Below are 20,664 nucleotides of genomic sequence, written 5' to 3'. Positions count from 1 at the left end.
TTTCTCCTCATCTTCCCCATGGCGCACTTCGCCATGAGACGGAATTGGCACCTTCCCTAGCCGGGGACCTCGCTGACGTCGCTGAATGCGCGATCGCGAGAACCGACTGGAGGGTTGCCGGGGCTTCAACGGGCCGTGTCCCTCTGCCCCTCTGGATGAGCGGTATGGCACCGGGCGACACGCTCTATGGCGCGCCCGGGCGTTTGTCACGAGGACCCCCGGCATGCGGTGGTCCTTCGCGTTGTTCAAGACTGTAACCGAAGGCTCGGGCGGTTGAGACAGCCGTCCGAACCGCGAGATGGATCACATAAGGGCGAATATCGCCGACACGCAGGGAGTGCTGAGGGTGCTGGAAGAGGTGGAGCGCTGGCTGGCCGACCGCTCCTGGTCCGCCGCCGACCGACCGCTCGACCAGCTGCTCGACCGGAAACGGGCGGCCGGGACCACGGTCAGCGTCGTGCTGCCCGCGCTGGACGAGGAGGCGACCGTCGGCGCGATCGTCGAGGTCGTGCGGCGTGAGCTGATCGAGGGACTGCCGGTCCCCCTGGTCGACGAGCTGGTCGTCGTCGACTCGGGCTCCTCCGACCGCACCGCGGAGGTCGCGGCGAAGGCCGGCGCCCGGGTGGTGCACCGCGACGACATCCTGCCCCGCGTCCCGGCGCTGCCCGGCAAGGGCGAGGTGCTGTGGCGCTCGCTGCTGGCCACCGACGGGGACATCGTCTGCTTCGTCGACGCCGACCTGCGGGACTTCTCCGCCTCCTTCGTCTCCGGGATCGTCGGACCCCTGCTGACCGACCCCGACGTGCACTTCGTCAAGGCGATGTACGACCGCCCGCTCGGTACGGAATTCGACGGGCTCGCCACCGGCAAGACCCCCGGCCAGGGCGGCCGGGTCACCGAGCTGGTCGCCCGCCCCCTCCTCAACCTCCACTGGCCCCAGCTGGCCGGCTTCGTCCAGCCGCTGGGCGGCGAGTACGCCGTACGCCGCTCCCTGCTGGAACGGCTGCCGTTCCCCGTCGGGTACGGCGTCGAGCTGGGCCTGCTGGTCGACGCGCTGCACACGGTCGGGCTGGACGCGCTGGCCCAGGTGGACGTGGGCGTACGGCTCCACCGCCACCAGGACGGGCAGGCGCTGGGCCGGATGGCCGCGGCGATCTACCGCACCGCCCAGGTGCGACTCTCGCGCGGGCACCTCGTACGGCCGGAGCTCACGCAGTTCGAGCGCGGGCCGGAGGGCTTCGTACCGCGGACGTACCCGGTGGACACCGAGGAACGGCCGCCGATGGCGGGCATCGAGGAGTACGCACTGCGGCGCGTGGCGTGAGGGAACGTACGGTTTGAGCGGGCTCGGGCCGGGCTAGGTTTGGCGGCATGGCTTCCCAGGTGCTCGTCGCAGCGAACCGTGGCCCCCTCTCCTACGCCCTCGACGACGGGGGGCACCACCCAGCGGTAGCTGGGGGAGGAACGCTCAGCGCCCGGCGCGGCGGGGGCGGTCTCGTCTCCGGACTCTCAGCGGCCCTCGCCGAGCGGCCAGGGGCCCTGTGGATCTGCGCGGCACTGTCGGACGCCGACCGGGAGGCGGTCCGCCGGGGCGTGGCCGAACCGGGCGTCCGGATGTTGGACATCGATCCCACGATGTATGACGACGCGTACAACGGCATCGCCAACTCTGTGCTGTGGTTCACGCACCACCACCTGTACGACGTCCCGCGCGAGCCGGTCTTCGACGCGGAGTTCCGCAGGCAGTGGGAGTCCTACGAGCGCTACAACCAGGCCTTCGCCGAGGCCCTGGCCGAGGAGGCCGCGGAGGGCGCGCAGGTGCTGGTGCAGGACTACCACCTGGCACTGGTGCCAGGGCTGCTGCGGGTGATCCGTCCCGACCTGCGGATCGCGCACTTCACGCACACCCCGTGGGCCGCGCCGGGCTATCTCGCCATGCTGCCGGACCCGGTCCGCGAGACCCTGCTGTGGGGCATGCTCGGCGCGGACGTGCTCGGCTTCCACACCGAGGCGTGGGCGGCCGAGTTCCTGGGGTCGGCGCGGCTCGACGACGCGTGGGGGCGGTCCGAGGTGCGCGAGGGCTCGGTGGTGGAGCACCACCGCTACTCGGCGTGGCCCACCCGCACCACGCGGGTGCGGGCGTACCCGCTGGGCGTGGACGGGGACGAACTGCGGGCGCTGGCGCACCGGCCGGAGGTGAACGCCAAGCTGGCGGAGCTGCGGGCGGAGGTGGACGGCCTGCGGACGATCGTCCGCGTGGACCGCACCGAGCTGTCGAAGAACATCCTGCGCGGCCTGCTGGCCTACCGGGAGCTCCTGACCACGCGCCCGCAGTGGCGGGGCCGGGTGGTCCACCTGGCGTCGGCGTACCCCTCGCGGCAGGACCTGGCGGTGTACCGGGACTACACGGCGGCGGTGGCGGAGCTGGCGGCGGAGATCAACGCGGAGTTCGGGACGGAGGAGTGGCAGCCGGTGCTGGTGTCGGTGAAGGACGACTTCGAACGGTCCTTGGCCGCGTACCGGCTGGCGGACGTGGCGCTGGTGAATCCGGTGCGGGACGGGATGAACCTGGTGGCGAAGGAGATCCCGGTGGTGTCGGAGGCGGGGTGCGTGCTGGTGCTGTCCACGGGGGCGGGGGCGTACGAGGAGCTCCGCCAGGACGCGCTGACGGTGAACCCGTACGACGTGACGCAGACGGCGGAGGCGTTGCACGAGGCGCTGGCGATGCCGGTGCCGGAGCGCGCGGAACGCTGCAAGCGCCTCGCGGCGGCGGCGACGTCCCTCCCCCCGGCGGCCTGGTTCAGCGCCCAGCTCTCGGCCCTGGCCTGAGCCCTCCCTGCGGCGCCGCTGCTGGGGCTCCGCCCCAGACCCCGCTCCTCAAACGCCGGAGGGGCTGAAATACCCAGGCCCCGCAAATCCAGCCTCGCCGGCGATTGAGGCGCGGGGATCCGGGCCGGAGCCCCGCAAATCCAGCCTCGCCGGCGTTTGAGGCGCGGGGGTCCGGGGGCGGCGCCCCCGCAGCGGACGGTCAGGTACGGATGGCCTCGGCCAGGGCGGCCAGGAAGGCGGCGACCGGGCCCGGGCCGGGGAGGACCAGGTCGGCCCGGGCGGCGAGCTCGGGGACCTCCGCGGAGCCACTGCACACCAGCAGCCCCGGCAGGCCGTCCGTACGGCCCTTCTCCACCGCCGCGAACGCCGCCAGGTCACCCAGGTCGTCGCCCGCGTACAGCACCGCCTCCGCGTCCCGCTCCGCCAGGAACTCGGTCAGCGCGACGCCCTTGTCCATGCCCGGCGGCCGAAGCTCCAGCACCGCCCGCCCCGGCTCGACCATCAGCCCGTGCCGCGCCGCGAGGGCCGCCAGCGGCTCCCGCAGCGCCGCGAAGGCCGCCGCCGGATCCTCCGCCCGCCGGGTGTGCACGGCCAGCGCCCGGCCCTTCTCCTCGATCCATGTGCCGCGCCAGGCCCCGATCGAGTCCAGGAACCCCGGCAGCTCCGCCCGGACCGCCGCCACCCCGGGGTGCTCGGCGGGCGCGTGGACGATGCCGCTGACGGCGTCCCACCGTTCGGCTCCGTAGTGGCCGAGGACGACCAGGTGCTGCAGGCCGGGGACCCCGGCGAAGCCCCCGTAGCGGACGGCGACGCCCGCCGGCCGGCCGGTGATCACGGCCACCGAGTCGACCTCGGGAGCGAGTGCGGACAGGGCCGGGACGGCTCCGGGGTGGGCTCGGGCCTGGTCCGGGTCCGGGACGATGTCGGCGAGGGTGCCGTCGAAGTCCAGGGCGACCACGGACCGGCGAGGTATGCGGAGGAGGGCTTCGAGTCCCTCGCGTCCGGCAGCGGTGACGGGCATCGGCAGGTCGTGCGGATGGCTCCCCATACGCACGACCCTAACGGGCCGGCCGTGGGACGGCTACGGCTATCGCCGGGCTCGCCGGCCCTCGCGGATCCTGCGCAGCCGGTTGACCGTGCCCGGGGCGTGGGCCAGCGCCCGCGGGTCGTCCATGAGCGCGTTGAGCAGCTGGTAGTAGCGGACGGGGGTCATCCCCAGCCCTTCGCGTATGGCCCGTTCCTTGGCTCCGGGCCCGGGCCAGGTACGTCCCTCGTACGCGAGCACCGCGGCCTCCGTGGCCGTCAACTGCCCCTCGTCCGTCATACGGCCAGATTAACGCCGTGCTCTGACAGCCTGCCCGCCGCCACCGGTCAGCGCGGGTCGGACGCGCGGGCGGCCGTGGCGATCTGCTCCAGGACCTTCGCGGGCTGTCCGCCGGGCTGGACGGTCTTGCCGATGTTCTGCTTGATGTCCTCGCTGACGCCCGCCCAGGACTTCTTGCCGACCGGGTACAGCCGGGAGCTGGGCAGTGCCGCGAGGAAGGGCTTCAGCTGCACCGACGAGCCCCCGGTGGCGGCCTGCTTGGCCTGGTAGCCGCTGGTGGTGGCGGGCAGCAGGTCGTACTTCTCGGTGAAGGCCGTCACGTTCTTCGGCTGGTACAGGAAGTCCAGGAACTTGCCGGACTGCTGGCGGTGGCCGTTCTTGAAGGCCATGACCCAGTCGGCGACGCCCATCGCGGGCTGGTCGCTGCCGTCGGAGGTGGGCAGCGGCACCATGCCGAACTTCACGCCCTTGGCCGCGGCCTGCTTGAGCAGCGTCGGGTGCCCGTTGAGCATGCCGACCTCGCCCTTGGTGAAGCCGTCGAAGGCGACCTGCCGGTCCAGCTTGCCGGGCTCCACGGGTCCGGTCAGTCCCTGGCCGACCATCTTGTCCCGCAGGAACTCCAGCGCCTTGACGTTGGGGGCGGAGTCGATCGCGTAGGACTCCTCGTTGTCGGTGTAGCCGCCACCGCCCGCGAGCATCCACATCATCGTCTCGGCCTGCGCCTCCTCGCGGCCCAGCGGGACCGCGAAGGGGGTGGGCACGTTCGCGGCCTTGAGCTTCTTGGCGGCGGCTTCGAGGTCCGCCCAGCTCTTCGGCTGCCAGCCCTTGGCGTCCTTGCCGATCACGCCGGCGTCGGCGAGCAGCTTCTCGTTGTAGAAGAGCAGCCGGGTGCTGGAGACGAAGGGCATGCCGTACTGGACCTGCTTGACCTTGCCGGCGTCGGCGAGCGGGCCGAGGAAGTCGGCCTCGGTCTTCACGGAGAGCAGCTCTTCCGCCGAGTACAGCTTGCCGGCGGCCGCGTAGTCGGAGTAGGCGCCGATCTGGGCTATGTCGGGGGCCTTGCCGGCCTTGACCATCTCGGCGACCTTGGCGTCGACCTCGGACCAGGAGTAGACGCTGACCTCGACCTTGGTGCCGGGGTTGGCCTTCTCGAAGCCCGCGGCGAGGTCCTTCCAGTAGGCCTCGGAGGAGTTCTGCGGATTGTCCCCGTAGTCGGCCGCCACGACCCGGAGGGTCACCTCGTTGTCTCCGGTGAGTCCGCCGATGGCTCCGCAGCCCGTCAGCGTCACGGCAGTCAGGCACAGCGCGGCGCCGGAAGCGGCCAGGCTCAGGTAACGGCCCTTCACAGTTCTCCATCCACCCCTTCTTGTACGTACGATCCACGTAAGGTCTACACCACTTTGGCGGCTCGTCCACATCGGGCTCCCGGCTGGGGTCCCGAATTTGTATGGCCGCTCAACAATCTCCCCCATTGGACTAGACCTTTCCCCGCCGAGCACGCGAGACTGTCTCTGTGAAATCCGTGAAACACGTCATCGCCCTCGATGTGGGCGGCACCGGGATGAAGGCCGCCCTCGTCGCCGACGACGGCACCCTGCTCCACGAGGCGCGCCGGGCCACCGGCCGCGAGCGTGGCCCCGACGCCGTCGTCGAGACGATCCAGGACTTCGCCGCCGAACTGCTCGACACCGGCCGGGAACGCTTCGGACGGCCCGCCTCGGCCGCCGGCGTCGCCGTCCCGGGCATCGTCGACGCCGAGAACGGCATCGCCGTCTACGCGGCGAACCTGGGCTGGCGCGACGTACCGATGCGCGCCCTGCTCAGCAGCCGCCTCGGCGGCATCCCCGTGGCCCTCGGCCACGACGTGCGCACGGGCGGACTCGCCGAGGGCCGCATCGGCGCGGGCCGGGGCGCCGACCGCTTCCTGTTCGTCCCGCTCGGCACCGGCATCGCCGGAGCCATCGGCATCGCCGGCCGCATCGAGGCCGGCGCCCACGGCTACGCGGGCGAGATCGGGCACATCGTGGTCCGCCCGGGCGGTCCCGCATGCGGCTGCGGCCAGCGCGGCTGCCTGGAGACACTCGCCTCCGCCGCGGCCGTCAGCCGCGCCTGGGCGGCCGCCTCCGGCGACCCGGACGCCGACGCCGCCGACTGCGCCAAGGCTGTCGCCTCCGGGGACCCGCGCGCCCAGGAGGTCTGGCTGGCCGCCGTCGGTGCCCTCGCCGACGGACTGGTCACCGCCATCACCCTGCTGGACCCGCGCACGCTGATCATCGGTGGCGGGCTCGCGGAGGCCGGGGAAACCTTGTTCACACCGCTACGGACGGCCGTGGAGGAGCGCGTGACGTTCCAGCGGCTCCCCCACATCGTGCCGGCGGCCCTCGGGGACACCGCCGGATGCCTGGGCGCAGGGCTGCTCGCCTGGGACCTACTCGCCACGGAGGTACCGGCCTGATGTCCGGAAGCGCACACAGCACTGTTCTTTCGGGCGCCAGGGTGGTGCTGCCCACCGGAACGGTGGCGGGCGGAAGGGTCATCGTCGACGGCGACCGGATCGCCGGCAGCGCCCACGAGGGCGCGCGGACCGTCGACCTGTCCGGGCACTGGGTCGTCCCCGGCTTCGTCGACATCCACAACCACGGTGGCGGCGGCGCCTCGTTCACCTCCGGCACCGCCGAGGACGTCCTCAAGGGTGTCCGCACCCACCGCGAGCACGGCACCACCACCCTGGTCGCCTCCACCGTCACCGGGGACCTGGACGAACTGGCCCGCCGCGCCGCCCTGCTCGCCGAGCTGACGCAAGCGGGTGAGATCGCCGGCATCCACTTCGAGGGGCCGTTCATCAACCCCTGCCGCAAGGGCGCGCACAAGGAGGACCTGCTGCGCGACCCCGACCCGGCCGAGGTCCGCAAGCTGATCGACGCCGCGCACGGCGCCGCCCGCATGTTCACCCTCGCCACCGAACTGCCGGGCGGCCTGGACTCCGTACGGCTGCTCGCCGAGCACGGGGTCATCGCGGCGATCGGCCACACGGACGCCACGTACGAGCAGACACGCGCCGCCATCGACGCGGGCGCGACCGTGGCCACCCACCTCTTCAACGCGATGCCGCCCCTCGCCCACCGCGAACCCGGCCCGATCGCCGCGCTGCTGGAGGACGAGCGGATCACCGTCGAGCTCATCAACGACGGCACCCACCTGCACCCGGCGGCCCTGGAACTGGCCTTCCACCACGCGGGCGCGCACCGCGTCGCACTGATCACCGACGCGATGGACGCGGCCGGTTTCGGTGACGGGACCTACCACCTCGGCCCGCTGGAGGTCGAGGTCAAGAACGGCGTGGCACGACTGGTGGAGGGCGGCTCCATCGCCGGCTCGACGCTGACCCTGGACACCGCCTTCAAGCGCTCGGTGACCCTCGACAAGCTGCCCGTAGAGTCCGTGGTCCAGGCGATCTCCGCCAACCCGGCCAAGCTGATCGGCCTGTACGACGAGATCGGCTCGCTGGAGCCCGGCAAGTACGCGGACCTCGTCGTGCTGGACGCCGCGTTCGACGTGAAGGGCGTCATGCGGCGCGGCGAATGGATCGTCAACCCGCCCTCCTGACCGCCGATCTGACGGCCGAGCGGTCACATCCAGGGAAAACGGCCGGCCCGAGGACTGGGCCGACCGCCTTGTGTTTGGCATGATCCCGGCAGCATCAGACCCGGGAGTGCCCATGATCCTTACCGTGACGCTCAACACCGCGCTCGACGTCACGTACCAAGTGCCGCGCCTGCTCCCGCACGCCTCGCACCGGGTCTCCGCCGTCACCGAACGCGCCGGCGGCAAGGGGATCAACGTCGCCCACGTCCTGGCCGCCCTCGGCCACGAGGTCACGGCGACCGGCTTCGCCGGCGGCCCGGTCGGCTCTGTCGTACGGGGGCTGCTCGCGCGCTCCCCGGGAGTGGTCGACGCCCTGGTGCCCTGCTCCGGCAACACCCGGCGCACGGTCGCGGTGGCCGACGCGGCCTCCGGCGACACCACGCAGTTCAACGAGCCGGGCCCGCTGATCACCGCCGCGGAGTGGTCGCGGTTCCTCGCCCACTACGAGGACCTGGTGCGCGGCGCCCGCGCCGTCGCCCTGTGCGGCAGCCTCCCGCCCGGCGTGCCGGTGGGCGCGTACGCGCTGCTCGTACGGTCGGCCCGGGCGGCCGGGGTGCCCGTCCTGCTGGACACCAGCGGCGAGGCCCTGCGCCGCGGGGTCGCCGCCCGTCCGGAGATCATCAAGCCGAACGCCGTCGAACTGGCCGAACTCACCGGATCCCGCGACCCGCTCCCCGCCACCCGCGACGCCCGCCGCCGGGGCGCCCACGCGGTGGTCACCTCGCTCGGCCCGGACGGCCTGCTGGCGGCCACCGCCGAGGGCTCGTGGCAGGCGGCCCCGCCGCGCCGGCTGTCCGGCAACCCCACCGGAGCCGGGGACTCCGCGGTCGCCGGCCTGCTGTCCGCGCTCGCGGAGGGCCTGGACTGGCCGGAACGCCTCACCCGCGCGGTCGCCCTCTCGGCGGCCACGGTCCTCGCCCCGACGGCGGGAGCGTTCGACCCGGGCGTCTACGAGGAACTGCGGCGCGCCGTACGCGTCACCGCCGGCGTTTGACGGCGGCCGACAGCTGCGAGACCGCTCCGCGGATGTGACCGAGGATCCGTCAAAGCGCTGTGCGGACCGCACTCGTGACGCCTCTTCCGCGGCGTGAGGCCTCAACGGAATCAGGCTCTGCCGCATGCGCGGCAGAGCCTGATTCGTTCCGAGGAGGGGCGTCCGTCCCCGCCGTCAGCGCCTGACGTGCCCCCCGGCCAGCTCCAGCTGGTCGAAGACCACGTCGCACTGGTTGCCGGGCTCGCACGAGATCTTCATCGCGTTCGAGCCCTTCTTGAGGGTGATCCACGCGAAGGTGCGCGTCCAGCCCTTGTCCCAGGCACCGTCCGCCGCCTTGGCGAAGTTGTCCAGGTTCAGCGACTGGTTCGGGCTCTGACCGTTGACCGTGAGGGTCGCCTTGCCGGGCTTGCCGGGAACGCCGTAGTTGACGAACAGCGTGTACTCGCCCGCCTCCGGCACGTCCACCGTCCAGGTGAGCGCCGCACCGGGCTGGTTGAACCCGGCGACGTACTGGCCGCCCGAGCTCTTCGAACCGGGCACCGTGCTCTCCAGCCGCGCACCACCGGTCAGCACCATGCCCGCACCGGCCGCCTCGCCCTTCGGCAGCGGGGCCTGCGAGGGCTTCGGGCTGCTCGGGGCCTGACTGGCCGGGTTCTGGGGGGCCGCCGACTGCTGGCCATCGTTCGCGGTGGGCTGTCCCTTGCCCTTGTCCTTGTCGCCGAACTGCAGGGCCGCGACGATGCCGATCACGACCACCGCGACCACGGCGACGGCCGCGATCAGCAGACCGCGCCGGCTGGAGCCGCCGCCACCGCCACGACCACCGCCGTGGCCGCCCGGCTGCGCGACCGTCTGCGTCTGCTGCGCCGGAACGGCGTAACCGCCCGCCTGAAGGGCTTCCGGGGCCTGGTACTGGGCCTGGTAGCCAGGAGCCTGCTGCGCGGGGCCCTGCTGGTGCGGGACGGGACCGCGCTGGCCTCCGTTCCTGCGCTCGCCGACCGTACGCACCTGGTGGTGCGAGGTGCGGGGGACGCCGGGCTGAGGTCCGGGGTGACCACCGACCGACGAGCCCGGGTACCCATATCCACCGCCCGATGCGGGCGGGGTGGCTCCGGCCGCCTGGCCATCCTCGTAGAGATAGCCGAACGGATCGTCGTCCTCGGGCTTGTTCGCCCCACCGTGCGGGCCGTTGTTCGCGGGCGTCGTCATCGCAGGTCACTCCTTTCGACCCACGGGAGCCTACCCCGAACACGTGCGCCCACGAGCGGCAGACCGGATCATCCCGCCCGGCGATGGGCCTTCGACCGGGACCTCTTCTCGATGTACATCCGCTGGTCGGCGGAGCGCAGCACCTCGTCGGCCGACATCCCGCAGCTGGCCCAGCCGATGCCGAAACTGGCCCCGACCCGCACCGCACGGCCGTCCACCCGGATCGGCGGGATGATCGCGTTGCGCAGCCGGACCGCGAGGTCGGCGGCGTCGGCGGCACCCAGGCCGTCGGCCAGGACGACGAATTCGTCACCACCCAGCCGGGCGACGGTGTCACCGTCCCTGACGCCGGTCGTCAGCCGCCGGGCGACCTCGATCAGGACCGCGTCGCCGGTGTGGTGCCCGAACCGGTCGTTGATCGACTTGAAGCCGTCCAGGTCGCAGAAGAGGACCGCGAGCCCCTTCGTCCCGTCGTCGATGTCGGTCGCGGGCGCCACCGTGTGTACGTGGTGGTCGTACGGACCGTCCGAGGGGGCGGGCGGTGCCCCGGGGAATTCGAAGGGGTCGGCCCCGGGGTACCGGTCGGGGCCGTCGACTTGAAACCCGTGCTCACCGGCACCACCCGCCTCCGCCCCCACCGGGTGCCCGTCGTGTCCGGCGTGTGCCGCGTGGCCCCCGTGCGCCGCGTGGCCGTCGTATCCGTCCCGCCCTTCGAAGGCCGCGTCCAGCGCCTCGATGGCACTGGCCCGTACGGACTGTGGCCTACGGCACAGCCGGGCCCCGAGCCGGGCCCGCAGTTCGGCGCTGTTGGGCAGGCCGGTCAGCGAGTCGTGGCTGGCCCGATGGGCGAGCTGGAGCTCGTGCCGCTTGCGCTCCTCGATGTCCTCGACGTGCGTGAGCAGGAACCGGGGTCCGTCGGCGGCGTCGGCGACGACGGAGTTGCGCAGCGAGACCCATACATACGTGCCGTCGCGGCGGCCCAGGCGCAGCTCGGCCCGGCCGCCCTCGGCGGAGGTGCGCAGCAGGGTGCCGATGTCCTCGGGGTGGACCAGGTCGGAGAAGGAGTAGCGGCGCAGGACGGAGGCGGGCCGGCCGAGCAGCCGGCACAGCGCGTCGTTGGTCCGCAGCAGCCGGCCGTGCTGGTCCCCGCCCATCTCGGCGATGGCCATGCCGCTGGGCGCGTACTCGAAGGCCTGGCGGAACGACTCTTCACTGGCCCGCAGCGCCTGTTGCTCGCGCTCCAGCCGGACGAGGGCGCGCTGCATGTTCGCCCGGAGCCTGGCATTGCTGATCGCAATCGCCGCCTGGAAGGCGTACATCTGGAGCGCTTCGCGGCCCCAGGCGCCGGGCCGGCGGCCGTTGCGCGGTCTGTCCACCGAAATGACACCCAGAAGTTCCCCGCCGGACGCATACATGGGGGCGTAGAGCCGGTCCTCGGGGTGCCACTCGTCCTCGAACCGCGGATCGGGGCCGTCGGTGTGCCACTGGGGGACGTCGTCCTCCATGAGGACCCAGCCCTCGGTGTGCGGGATGAACCTGAGCCCGTCCCAGTTCTCACCCATCGTCAGGCGGCGTTCCCAGGAGGCACGGGAGCCGACGCGGCCGGTGATGAGGGCCTCCGCGGCGGGGTCGCCGGCGAAGGCGGCGACGACGAGATCACCGTCCGGGCGAACGAGGTTGACACAGGCGAGTTCGTAGCCGAGGCCCACGACGATGCCGTCCACGACGGTCTGCAGAGTGTCCGCCAGGCTCCGGGCCGTGTTGAGCTCGGCCACCACCCGGTGCAGCTGCCGCAGGGTCGCAAGACGGACGTACGGCTCCGACTCGGTCTCCATTGCTCGCTCTCCCCGAGACCTCGACAGCAACTCCAGGTTTGTCATCGGCGTTTCGTTGCGGTGTCCCGTCCACTGAATCACAGTGAGCTGTGCGGCAGGTACACAGGGTCAACAAATCTTGCCCTCTGTGACTCAAGTCACATCAGGTGAATATCGGTGCGCCGTGGGGTCGTGCACGACTGGGAGCGCTCCCTCACATTCCCGAGAGCAAACGATACGCCCGGGCCTAGGCCAAGGGGCGGGGACGCGACTCGGACCAAGGCCCGATGTACGACGCGGAAGGGCGAGATTAGCGTTCTCAACGTGCTGAAGACGACCCCCGTACCCACCGCGCCCCAAGGAACCCCCCATGCTGAGGGAGTGAGCAATGACGAGTTCCGGGCCGCGATGGCCCGGCTGGCGGCGGGCGTATGCCTGATCACCGCGCACGAGCCCCCGCTGACGGCGGACGGCCCACGCGGCGAGGACGTCGGCATGACGGCGACCGCCTTCCTCTCCGTGTCCCTGGACCCGCCGCTGGTCCTGGTGAGCCTGCGCGAGGGCTCCCGGATGGACGACCTGCTGGCGGAACAGCCCCTGTGGGCGGTGTCGGTCCTCGCCGACCACCAACTCCAGGTCGCGGGCCGCTTCGCGATGAAGGGCCGGATCAGCGACCGGCTGCTCTTCGCCGACCTGCCCCACGTACGCGGCGAGGCCTCCGGCGCACCCCTGCTGAGCGGCGCCCTGGCCACCCTGGAATGCCGTACGGAGAACCGCGTCGAGGCGGGCGACCACACCCTGGTCGTCGGCCGGGTCCTGACGGCCGGCCTGCCGTCCCCGGACGGGCAGCCGCTCACGTACTTCCGCGGACGCTACAGGCACCTGGGCTCGTAGGGCCCGTGGGGCTGCCAGGGCTGCCGGGGCGGGTAGGACACGTAAGACGGGCACGGGCGGAGGCTACCAGTCCCGGCCCGTACGGCCCCGCTTGGTCTCGGCCCGCGCCTTCTTCTCCCGCAGCCGGCGCTCGTTGATCCCGCGCGGGATCTTCGTCGCCCGGCGCTGCTTCGGCGGCGGCGCCGTCGCCTCGGCCAGCAGGGAGGCCAGCCGGACCAGCGCCATCTCCCGGTTGCGCAGCTGCGAGCGGTGCTCGGAGGCCCGTACGGTCACGACCCCGTCCACCAGCTTCCCCGCGAGCCGCTCCAGCGCCCGCTCCTTCCACACCTCGGGCAGCGCCTTGGTGGCCGCCAGGTCGAACAGCAGCTCCGCGCGCGAGTCCGAGGTGTTCACGTGCTGACCGCCGGGCCCCGAGGATCGCGAGAACCGCCAGGCGAGCTCTCCCTCGGGGAGCACGACCGAACCGCGGATGACATAGGGACCAGGCATGCCCCTATGATCCGCCCCCGCCCCGGCCGCCGTCACCCGTATTTACCGCCCCGCGCACACGGCCCGCGGAGATTCGCCGTCACGGACAATTCACGACGGGAACCCGACCGGCCTCTCGTCGCGTTATAGGAGGCAGCGGTAGTTTGACCGCCTGTACGTGCATGTTGGATGAGGAAAGGGACATTCCCATGGCTGTCAGCCTGTCCAAGGGCGGCAACGTCTCGCTCTCGAAGGAGGCCCCGGGCCTCGCTGCCGTCACGGTCGGCCTCGGCTGGGACGTCCGTACGACGACCGGTGTCGACTTCGACCTCGACGCCTCGGCGATCGCGGTCAACCCGACGGGCAAGGTCGTCTCCGACGGCCACTTCGTCTTCTTCAACAACAAGTCCACCCCGGACCAGACCATCGTCCACACCGGTGACAACCGCACCGGCGAGGGCGCGGGCGACGACGAGGCCATCAACGTCAACCTCGCCGGCCTGCCGGCCGACGTGGACAAGATCGTCTTCCCGGTCTCCATCTACGACGCCGAGGCCCGCAGCCAGAACTTCGGCCAGGTCCGCAACGCGTACATCCGCGTCGTGAACCAGGCCGGCGGCGCCGAGATCGCCCGCTACGACCTCTCCGAGGACGCGGCCACCGAGACCGCCATGGTCTTCGGCGAGCTCTACCGCAACGGCGCCGAGTGGAAGTTCCGCGCGGTCGGCCAGGGTTACGCCTCCGGCCTCACGGGCATCGCGCAGGACTTCGGCGTCAACGTCTGAGTCCCCAGGACCGCGAGGTCCGGCAGCCGCCGGACACCAGCGCAGGTGAAGCCCCCTCCCGGCCGTCCGGGGAGGGGGTTTCGCTACCGTTCACAGGTGATCCTGCAACCGCTCGTCCCCGTCGACGGCGCCCTTCCCGGCCCGGTACTCACCGAGATCGCCGCCCTCTACTCGACGAACCACGCGTTCTTCGAACTCAGCGGAGACTTCCCCGACCCGAACCGCATCACGGTCGAACAGGTCGCCGAAGCACTCGCCGGTGAACTCGCCCACGACAGCGCCGAGGTGCTCCTCGCCCGGTCCGCCGGCCGCCTCGTCGGGCTGGCCGCCACGCTCGCGCAGGCACCCGCCGACGACGACCCGGACCCGTGGATCGGCCTGCTGCTCATCGACGCCACCGCGCACCGCGAGGGATACGGCCGCGCCGTGGCCACCCTGATCGAGGACCGCTTCCGCGCCGTCGGACGCACGGGCGTACGGATCGCCGTACTCGACGACAACCCCGAGGCCCTCGCCTTCTGGCAGTCCCAGGGGTACGTCCCCCTGCGCCGGGCCGAGGACCGCGAGAGGGGCCGCGCCTGCACCGTGCTGCGCAAGCCGCTCGAAGCCCCGTAGCGGGTCCGCGTGGCGGGGTCCCCGCCGCGGACCCCGCCCCTACGCGGGGCGAGCCCTCCCGTACAGCCACACGTCCCAGACCTTCTTCAGGTCCCGCCCCGTCTTCTCCTCGGCGTAGGCGGTGAAGTCGGCCGTGCTCGCGTTCTTGTGCCGGTGGTCCTCGGCCCAGCCGCGCACCAGGGCGAAGAACTTCTCGTCGCCCACCTCCTGCCGGATCCGGTGCAGGACCATCGCGCCGCGGTAGTACACCGGATCCGCGGAGATGTCCTGGGCTCCGGGCGGGTCGGCGGGCGGGAACGCGGCCCAGTCGACGTCGGCGTCCTGGTCGACGTCCGTATCACCGGTCCGGAAGGCTTCGAAGTGCTCCTGCGCCGTGGGCCCGCCGTGGTCCTCGGCCCACAGCCACTCGGCGTAGGTCGCGAAACCCTCGTTGAGCCACATGTCCTTCCAGGACTTCGGCGACACCGAATCGCCGAACCACTGGTGCGCGAGCTCGTGCACGACGAGCTCCTCGCTCGGCGCGCCGGGGTAGACGGGCCGGCCCTGGGTCTCCAGCGCGTAGCCGAGGGTCCCGGCGGGCACCACGATCGCACCCGCCGAGGCGAAGGGATACGGGCCGAACCGGCCGCTGCCCCACTCCACCATCTCCGACAGCCGCCCGAGCGGACCGCCACCCGCCGCATCCTCCCCGGGCGCCACCGCGCTGTAGAGGCCGACCCCCGAGGGCGTCCGCCCGGTTGTCACCTTGTACCGCCCGATGGCCGCGGTCGCCAGATAGCTCGCCATCGGCTCCGGGCTGTGCCAGGCGAACACGGTCCGCCCGTCCGTGCCCTCGACGCGGGAACGCAGCTCGCCGTTCGACACCGCCTCGTAGCCGCGCGGAACGGTGATGGTGATGTCGTACGCGGCCTTGTCACTGGGGTGGTGGTTGCCGGGGAACCAGGTCATCGAACCGAGCGGCTCACCGACGGCGACCGCGCCGTCCTCCGTGGTGATCCAGCCCTCCTTGGAGCCGTCCGGATCCGCGAGGGGCTTCGGCTTCCCGCTGTAGTCGACCTCCGTACGGAAGACCTCGCCCTTCTCCAGGTCCTCGGCGGGCCGCACCGTCAGCTCGTTGCCGGTCCGGTTGTACCGGGCCCCCTCGCCCTGGACGGTCACGCCCTCGACGTTCAGGCCGCTGAAGTCCAGGTTGAAGGAGCTGAGCGCCTGCTCGGCGCGGGCGGTGATCACGGCCGTACCGTGCAGCTGCCCGTCGGCGGGGTCGTAGTCCAGGTCCAGCGCGTAGTGGTCGACCTGGTAGCCGCCGTTCCCGGCCCGGGGGAAGTACGGATCACGCAGCCCCGACGCACCCGGCCGCCCCTGCACCGTGTCCCCCGTACACCCCGTGGTGAGGGCGAGCAGGGCGGCGACGGCGGGGGCGGCGAGGCGGGAGAGAGCGCGGAGTTCCACGCACCCGATCCTAGGCGGCCGGGCTCCGCGGGCTACTTGCCGAGCGCGTCCACGCCCGCCTTGGCGAACTTCTCGTCCAGGTCACCGCTCGGGGCACCGGCCACACCGACACCGGCGACGGGCGCGCCGTTCGCCTGGACCGGGGTGCCACCGCCGAGGAAGAGGGTGCCGGGAATGTCCTTCAGGTTCGGGGTCTGGGCGAGGCGGCCCACGAGCACCGAGGTCGGCGCGTTCCAGGACACGGCGGTGAAGGCCTTGCGCTGCGCCGACTCGTAGGACTGCGGACCCGCGCCGTCGCCGCGCAGGGTGACGATGGTGTTGCCGTTGCGGTCGACGACGGCGACCGTCACCTTCTGGTTCTCGGACTCGGCGGCCTTCAGCGCGGCCTGGGCGGCGCGGGTCGCGGCGTCGACGGTGAGGTGCGTCGTCGTGGTGAAGTTCTTGTCGGCCGGCCCGTCCTTCTTCGAGGAGACCGAGGCGACGGACGCCGCGGCGACGTCGGAGGCGGGGGTCGCGGCGGCGCTCACGGCACCGAAGGCTCCGGCGCCCAGGGCGACGGCGAGGGCGGTACCGGTGAGAACGCGGGTGCGGGTGTTCATCTCTGCTCCTGAGAACGGTGGCACGGTGGCACGGGGTCGGCATCGGGTCGGTCCGGGCCGGTCGGACCGGCTCCTTCACTGCTCCAAGCCTCGGCCCGAAACCCCCCGCCCCCCGTCCCCGTACCGGCTCGCCCCACCCACCGCACCGGCTGACCCAGGGGTCATCCGATCGGTCGATGCGGATCGCCTCCGGCGCGGTATTGGCTGGTCACGCCCCGCCGGCGCCTCCCAGGCCGGTCGGCACCACCCGGCGCCGCCGGCACCATCCAGCCCCGCCGACGTTCGAGGCACGGGGTCCGGGGCGGCGCCCCGGCAGCGGCGCCGCGGGCGACAATGAACGCGAACCCGCACATCAGGAGCAACCGGTGAGCCACCCCGCCCCGCCGCGCGACGACACCCGCACGCTGACCACCGTCGCCCACACCGCGTTCTTCCTGCTCCTCGGCGCCTCCGTGGTCCGCTTCCTGCTCCGCCACCCCGGCGAACCCCGCACCCCGTGGATCATCGCCCTCAGCGTCACCCTGGCCCTGCTCTACGTACTCGGCCCCGCCCTCGGCGCCGCCCCCACCGCCCGGCGGCTCCTGTGGCTCGGCCTGGTCGTCACCACCTGGATGGTCCTGGTCGTCCTCGCGCCGAGCTTCGCCTGGTGCGCCGTACCGCTGTTCTTCACCGCCCTGCGCACCCTCCCGCCGCGCGCCGCCGTCGTCCTCGTGGCCCTCCTCACCACCTTCGTGGTGATCGCCCAGCTCCAACTGGCCAAGGCCTTCGACCCCAACCTCCTCCTGGCCCCGCCCGCCGTCGCCGCCCTCGCCACCGCCGTCTTCGTCCACATGGAGCGCCAGGCCCAGGCCCAGCGCACCCTCATCGACGACCTGATCCGCACCCGCCGCGAGCTGGCCGCCACCGAACGCCGCGAAGGCACCCTCGCCGAACGGCAGCGGCTGTCCATGGAGATCCACGACACCCTCGCCCAGAACCTGTCCAGCCAGCAGATGCTGCTCCAGGCCGCGGACCGCACCTGGGACACCGACCCGACCACCGCCCGCGCGCACGTCCGTACCGCCACCGGCATCGCCGCACACGGCCTCGCCGAAGCCCGCCGGCTCGTCCACGACCTGGCCCCGTCCGAACTCGCCGACGGCGCCGGCCTCGCCGAAGCCCTGCGCTCCCTCGACGCCGGCCCGGACATCGAGGTCCGCTTCCACCTCGAAGGCACCCCCGCCCCGCTCCCCGACCGCGTCCAGTCCGCCCTGCTGCGCATAGCCCAGGGCGCGCTGGCCAACGTCCGCGAGCACTCCGGCGCCCGTACGGCCGCACTCACCCTGAGCTTCCTGGGCGACCAGGTCGTCCTGGACATCGCCGACGACGGCCACGGCTTCACCGAGCCCGGCACCGGCAACGGCACCCGTACCGGTGCCGCCGAGCGCGGGCACGGCCTCCCGGCCATGCGGGCCCGCGTCCGCCAGCTCGGCGGCACCCTGACGATCGAATCCACGCCGGGCGAGGGCACCGTCCTCTCCGCGGCCATCCCCCTGGAGCCGGCCCCATGACCACGATCCTCCTCTGCGACGACCACGTGGTGGTCCGCGCCGGACTCCTGGCCCTGCTCGGCAGCGAGCCCGACATCGAGGTCCTCGGCGAGGCGGGCAGCGGCGAGGAAGCCGTCGCCCTCGCCGCGAAACTCCACCCCGACGTGGTCCTGATGGACCTCCAGCTGGGCGAGGGCATCGACGGCGTCGAAGCCACCCGGCGCATCACGGCCCTCGCCCGGCCCCCGCACGTCCTGGTCCTCACCACCTACGACACCGACGCGGACATCACCCGCGCGATCGGCGCGGGCGCCACCGGCTACCTCCTCAAGGCCGAACGCCCGGAGGAGCTCTTCGCCGCCATCCACTCCGCGGCCCAGGGCCGCACCACCCTGTCCGCGCCGGTGGCCAGCCGGGTCATGGCCCACATGCGCGGCACCCGCCCCACCCTCACCGACCGCGAACTCGACATCCTCGGCCAGCTGGCCCGGGGCCTGGGCAACCGCGACATCGCCCGCGCCCTGTTCATCAGCGAGGCCACCGTCAAGACCCACCTGGGCCGCATCTACGACAAGCTCGGCGTCGACACCCGCGCGGGCGCCGTCTCCGTCGCCAAGGAACAGCGCCTCCTGCCCTGACACCGGAGGTGAACGGCCCCGACACCCGTGACACCATCAGCTACGTGCTCGACATCGGCTACTCCCTCTCCCGGCGTTTCCCGGACCCCCCGCAGACCGACTACCGCTCCGCGGACGTCCACACCCTGCGGCACGACCTGTTCTGCGGGGACGTGTACCTCGCCGACACCACCGCGGACCGGGAAGTGTCCACAGCCTGGGGATGGGTGCCCGTACTGGACTTCGCCTGGGCGCTGTGCGACATCGTCGAACAGCTCGACAAGGACCCCCGCGGCAACCGCTCCGCGAACCGGCAGTACGCCGAGCTCGACTTCACCGAGTCCACGGACCGGATGCTCTTCGAGCGCCGCTTCGGGTGGGTCGACGTCGAGGCCGACTGGATGCCGGCCGAGGAAGCCCCGCTGACCTTCAGCCACCGCCTGCTGCGCCGCGAGGCCCGCGACTTCCTGCACGACCTCATCGCGGACCTGATCGACATGCACGACGGCCTCGCCGACAACCCGGCCATCTGGACCCTCCAGGCCCGCTTCCCCCGCGTCCCGGCGTAGCCGGCCCGACCGGGGTCCGGCCGGGGTCCGATCACCCGACGGACAGGGACTCCCGGAACACCTGCGCGGAGCGCGGATTCTGGCCGCACTGCCACACGCCGTGCGGGCAGTAGTCGGTGATGCTGTGGTAGAGCGGCTCGTGCTCGGCGAACCAGGCCAGCATGCCCTGTACGTAGGCGGGGTTGTCTCCGTGCCGGAACAGCCCCCACTCGGGGTACGAGATCCGCTTGCCGTGGGCCCGCGCGAAATCGACGTGCTGCTGGAGTCCGTAGGGCTGGGTGACCTGCTCGTCGAAGGTACGGCCGGGCTCCTGGTCGTAGGAGTCCATGCCGATGACGTCGACCACGTCGTCACCCGGGTAGCAGCTGGTCCAGGCGATCGCGTCACCGCCACGATTGGGGGCGAAGTCGAACCGGAACCGCTGCCCCTCCACCGAGCGCATGGCAGCCACGACGCGCCGCCAGTACGTCTTCCAGTTCTCGGGGTCGGGCCGGCAACGGTGGGTGTAGTCGAAGCCGTTCATCTCCCAGCCGAGCACGATCACCGTGTCCGGGACCCCGAGCTCGACCAGGCGCTCGGCCAGCCGCCGGAAGTGGTGGTCGTTGGCACCCCGCGCGCCGGAGCGGATCAGCTCGGCGACCTGGCCGTCGGGGACGCCCGCCTCGTTGCGCTCCTGCATGGGCACGTTCAGCACGAACAGCCGATCGTCCTTCTCCAGGCGCCACCGTGCCCAGCTGCGCAGGGAATCGGGTGCCCCCTCGATGTTCTCCCAGGTGTCTCCGGGCAGGTAGGTGTGCCCGGCGCGCAGCTCGGTACCGCCGAGCCAGTTCGACAGCTCCCGCATCCGCTCGACGCCGGGCGAGCCGTAGTGGAGATAGGCGCCCACGGCGACGTCGGGGACCTCGGTCCCCGCGCCACCCCCGGCACCCTCCTGCGGCGACCGCCCACCGAGGGCGCTCCCCGTGATGAGCAGGCCGACGGCGACCGTACTCGCGCAGGCCCCCGCCAGCCAGCGGCCCAGACGGGACATGACACCTCCACAGGGCTCGTGCACCGATGTGTCTGCCAGCGACGTTAGGCACCCCATCCGACGGCCCGCCCGCCCGGACACCCACCTACTCGGCCATTCGCCGCAACCGCCCCACTCCCGGCCCCCTCCGGCCCCGCCGGCGTGTGACGCGCGGGGCCCCCGGGCGGCGCCCCCGGTGGCGCTGCCCCCGGCGGGGCTACGCCACCACCCGCACCCCCAGCTGCGCCGCCAGCGCCGGAGCCAGGTCGAACAGCTGCGCCGGGCTGATCACCGCCCCGGCCAGCGCCTCCACCC

Annotated in this window: 19 protein-coding genes, 2 pseudogenes and 1 riboswitch; of the genes and pseudogenes, 11 read left to right on the top strand and 10 right to left on the bottom strand. The window is 72.4% G+C overall.

Translation table 11 applies throughout. The features are described 5' to 3' along the window. Positions 1-4: 4 nt before the first annotated feature. A riboswitch (SAM riboswitch) is annotated at positions 5-162 on the bottom strand. A gap of 184 nt (positions 163-346) precedes the next feature. Continuing rightward, positions 347-1,324, top strand: a complete 978-nt coding sequence (locus AB8A24_RS25025; RefSeq protein WP_328965930.1) for a glucosyl-3-phosphoglycerate synthase — start codon at positions 347-349, stop codon at positions 1,322-1,324. A gap of 47 nt (positions 1,325-1,371) precedes the next feature. Then, positions 1,372-2,829 carry a trehalose-6-phosphate synthase gene (locus AB8A24_RS25020; protein WP_369477716.1) on the top strand — a complete coding sequence of 486 codons (1,458 nt, stop codon included), beginning with the start codon at positions 1,372-1,374 and terminating at the stop codon, positions 2,827-2,829. A gap of 199 nt (positions 2,830-3,028) precedes the next feature. Here the strand turns inward: AB8A24_RS25020 and otsB are convergent, their stop codons facing one another. Genes otsB through AB8A24_RS25005 form a run of 3 tightly spaced genes read right to left on the bottom strand, consistent with a single transcriptional unit; the run spans position 3,029 to position 5,499 of the window. Further along, positions 3,029-3,877, bottom strand: a complete 849-nt coding sequence (otsB, locus tag AB8A24_RS25015; RefSeq protein ID WP_369477715.1) for a trehalose-phosphatase — start codon at positions 3,875-3,877, stop codon at positions 3,029-3,031. 39 nt (positions 3,878-3,916) lie between these two features. Then, positions 3,917-4,153 (bottom strand): DUF3263 domain-containing protein, encoded by a 237-nt coding sequence (locus AB8A24_RS25010; RefSeq protein ID WP_266383807.1) that lies wholly within the window; start codon positions 4,151-4,153, stop codon positions 3,917-3,919. A 47-nt stretch (positions 4,154-4,200) separates the two neighbouring features. Next, positions 4,201-5,499 (bottom strand): extracellular solute-binding protein, encoded by a 1,299-nt coding sequence (locus tag AB8A24_RS25005; RefSeq protein WP_328962762.1) that lies wholly within the window; start codon positions 5,497-5,499, stop codon positions 4,201-4,203. A gap of 176 nt (positions 5,500-5,675) precedes the next feature. On the opposite strand from AB8A24_RS25005, the gene AB8A24_RS25000 reads away from it, so the two are divergent. The 3 genes from AB8A24_RS25000 (at position 5,676) to AB8A24_RS24990 (ending at position 8,792) form a co-directional block, all read left to right on the top strand. After that, entirely contained in the window at positions 5,676-6,608 is a 933-nt protein-coding gene (locus tag AB8A24_RS25000) for an ROK family protein (RefSeq protein WP_328965929.1), read from the top strand. Continuing rightward, entirely contained in the window at positions 6,608-7,759 is a 1,152-nt protein-coding gene (gene nagA, locus AB8A24_RS24995) for an N-acetylglucosamine-6-phosphate deacetylase (protein ID WP_328962761.1), read from the top strand. Before AB8A24_RS25000 ends, nagA begins: the two co-directional genes overlap by 1 nt. 112 nt (positions 7,760-7,871) lie before the next feature. After that, positions 7,872-8,792: a 1-phosphofructokinase family hexose kinase gene (locus tag AB8A24_RS24990; RefSeq protein ID WP_369477714.1), complete on the top strand. Its 921-nt coding sequence runs from the start codon at positions 7,872-7,874 to the stop codon at positions 8,790-8,792. Between the two features lie 174 nt (positions 8,793-8,966). On the opposite strand, the gene AB8A24_RS24985 is transcribed toward AB8A24_RS24990, so the two are convergent. Then, a complete protein-coding gene (locus AB8A24_RS24985; protein WP_328962759.1) occupies positions 8,967-10,001 on the bottom strand; it encodes a CBM35 domain-containing protein in 1,035 nt (344 codons plus the stop codon). Between the two features lie 68 nt (positions 10,002-10,069). After that, positions 10,070-11,836 (bottom strand): diguanylate cyclase CdgB, encoded by a 1,767-nt coding sequence (gene cdgB / locus AB8A24_RS24980; protein ID WP_266352295.1) that lies wholly within the window; start codon positions 11,834-11,836, stop codon positions 10,070-10,072. Positions 11,837-12,139: 303 nt separating this feature from the next. Between cdgB and AB8A24_RS24975 the strand changes: the two genes are divergently transcribed. Further along, the gene (locus AB8A24_RS24975) at positions 12,140-12,709 is read left to right on the top strand and encodes a flavin reductase family protein (RefSeq protein ID WP_328962758.1); all 570 of its coding nucleotides are present in this window, start codon (positions 12,140-12,142) and stop codon (positions 12,707-12,709) included. A gap of 63 nt (positions 12,710-12,772) precedes the next feature. Here AB8A24_RS24975 and arfB read toward each other — a convergent pair whose 3' ends face one another. Beyond that, positions 12,773-13,198, bottom strand: a complete 426-nt coding sequence (gene arfB / locus AB8A24_RS24970) for an alternative ribosome rescue aminoacyl-tRNA hydrolase ArfB (RefSeq protein ID WP_033223611.1) — start codon at positions 13,196-13,198, stop codon at positions 12,773-12,775. A gap of 188 nt (positions 13,199-13,386) precedes the next feature. Here arfB and AB8A24_RS24965 point away from each other — a divergent pair, with 188 nt between their 5' ends. Together AB8A24_RS24965 and AB8A24_RS24960 are read left to right on the top strand one after the other, a co-directional pair. Then, on the top strand, positions 13,387-13,962 hold the full coding sequence (locus AB8A24_RS24965; protein WP_030009238.1) for a TerD family protein: 576 nt from the start codon (positions 13,387-13,389) through the stop codon (positions 13,960-13,962). A gap of 96 nt (positions 13,963-14,058) precedes the next feature. Beyond that, the gene (locus tag AB8A24_RS24960; protein ID WP_369477713.1) at positions 14,059-14,577 is read left to right on the top strand and encodes a GNAT family N-acetyltransferase; all 519 of its coding nucleotides are present in this window, start codon (positions 14,059-14,061) and stop codon (positions 14,575-14,577) included. A gap of 39 nt (positions 14,578-14,616) precedes the next feature. Here AB8A24_RS24960 and AB8A24_RS24955 read toward each other — a convergent pair whose 3' ends face one another. Both AB8A24_RS24955 and AB8A24_RS24950 read right to left on the bottom strand, forming a co-directional pair. Next, positions 14,617-16,026, bottom strand: a complete 1,410-nt coding sequence (locus tag AB8A24_RS24955; RefSeq protein WP_328962756.1) for a M1 family metallopeptidase — start codon at positions 16,024-16,026, stop codon at positions 14,617-14,619. A 32-nt stretch (positions 16,027-16,058) separates the two neighbouring features. Continuing rightward, positions 16,059-16,625: a heme-binding protein gene (locus tag AB8A24_RS24950; RefSeq protein WP_328962755.1), complete on the bottom strand. Its 567-nt coding sequence runs from the start codon at positions 16,623-16,625 to the stop codon at positions 16,059-16,061. A 365-nt stretch (positions 16,626-16,990) separates the two neighbouring features. Between AB8A24_RS24950 and AB8A24_RS24945 the strand changes: the two genes are divergently transcribed. Genes AB8A24_RS24945 through AB8A24_RS24935 form a run of 3 tightly spaced genes read left to right on the top strand, consistent with a single transcriptional unit; the run spans position 16,991 to position 19,340 of the window. Next, complete coding sequence (locus AB8A24_RS24945; RefSeq protein WP_328962754.1) at positions 16,991-18,175, top strand: sensor histidine kinase; 1,185 nt, start codon at positions 16,991-16,993, stop codon at positions 18,173-18,175. Continuing rightward, entirely contained in the window at positions 18,172-18,792 is a 621-nt protein-coding gene (locus AB8A24_RS24940; RefSeq protein WP_328962753.1) for a response regulator transcription factor, read from the top strand. Before AB8A24_RS24945 ends, AB8A24_RS24940 begins: the two co-directional genes overlap by 4 nt. A gap of 44 nt (positions 18,793-18,836) precedes the next feature. Next, the gene (locus AB8A24_RS24935) at positions 18,837-19,340 is read left to right on the top strand and encodes a hypothetical protein (protein WP_030727511.1); all 504 of its coding nucleotides are present in this window, start codon (positions 18,837-18,839) and stop codon (positions 19,338-19,340) included. A 40-nt stretch (positions 19,341-19,380) separates the two neighbouring features. On the opposite strand, the pseudogene AB8A24_RS24930 reads toward AB8A24_RS24935, so the two are convergent. Together AB8A24_RS24930 and AB8A24_RS24925 are read right to left on the bottom strand one after the other, a co-directional pair. Then, a pseudogene (locus AB8A24_RS24930) lies at positions 19,381-20,370 on the bottom strand (glycoside hydrolase family 26 protein); the annotation flags it as partial. Between the two features lie 196 nt (positions 20,371-20,566). Next, positions 20,567-20,664: pseudogene (locus AB8A24_RS24925) on the bottom strand (pentapeptide repeat-containing protein); the annotation flags it as partial.

The organism is Streptomyces sp. BF23-19 (assembly GCF_041106355.1).
GTDB classification, from domain to species: Bacteria; Actinomycetota; Actinomycetes; order Streptomycetales; family Streptomycetaceae; genus Streptomyces; species Streptomyces virginiae_A.
This window is presented reverse-complemented; position numbering and strand designations above follow the sequence as displayed.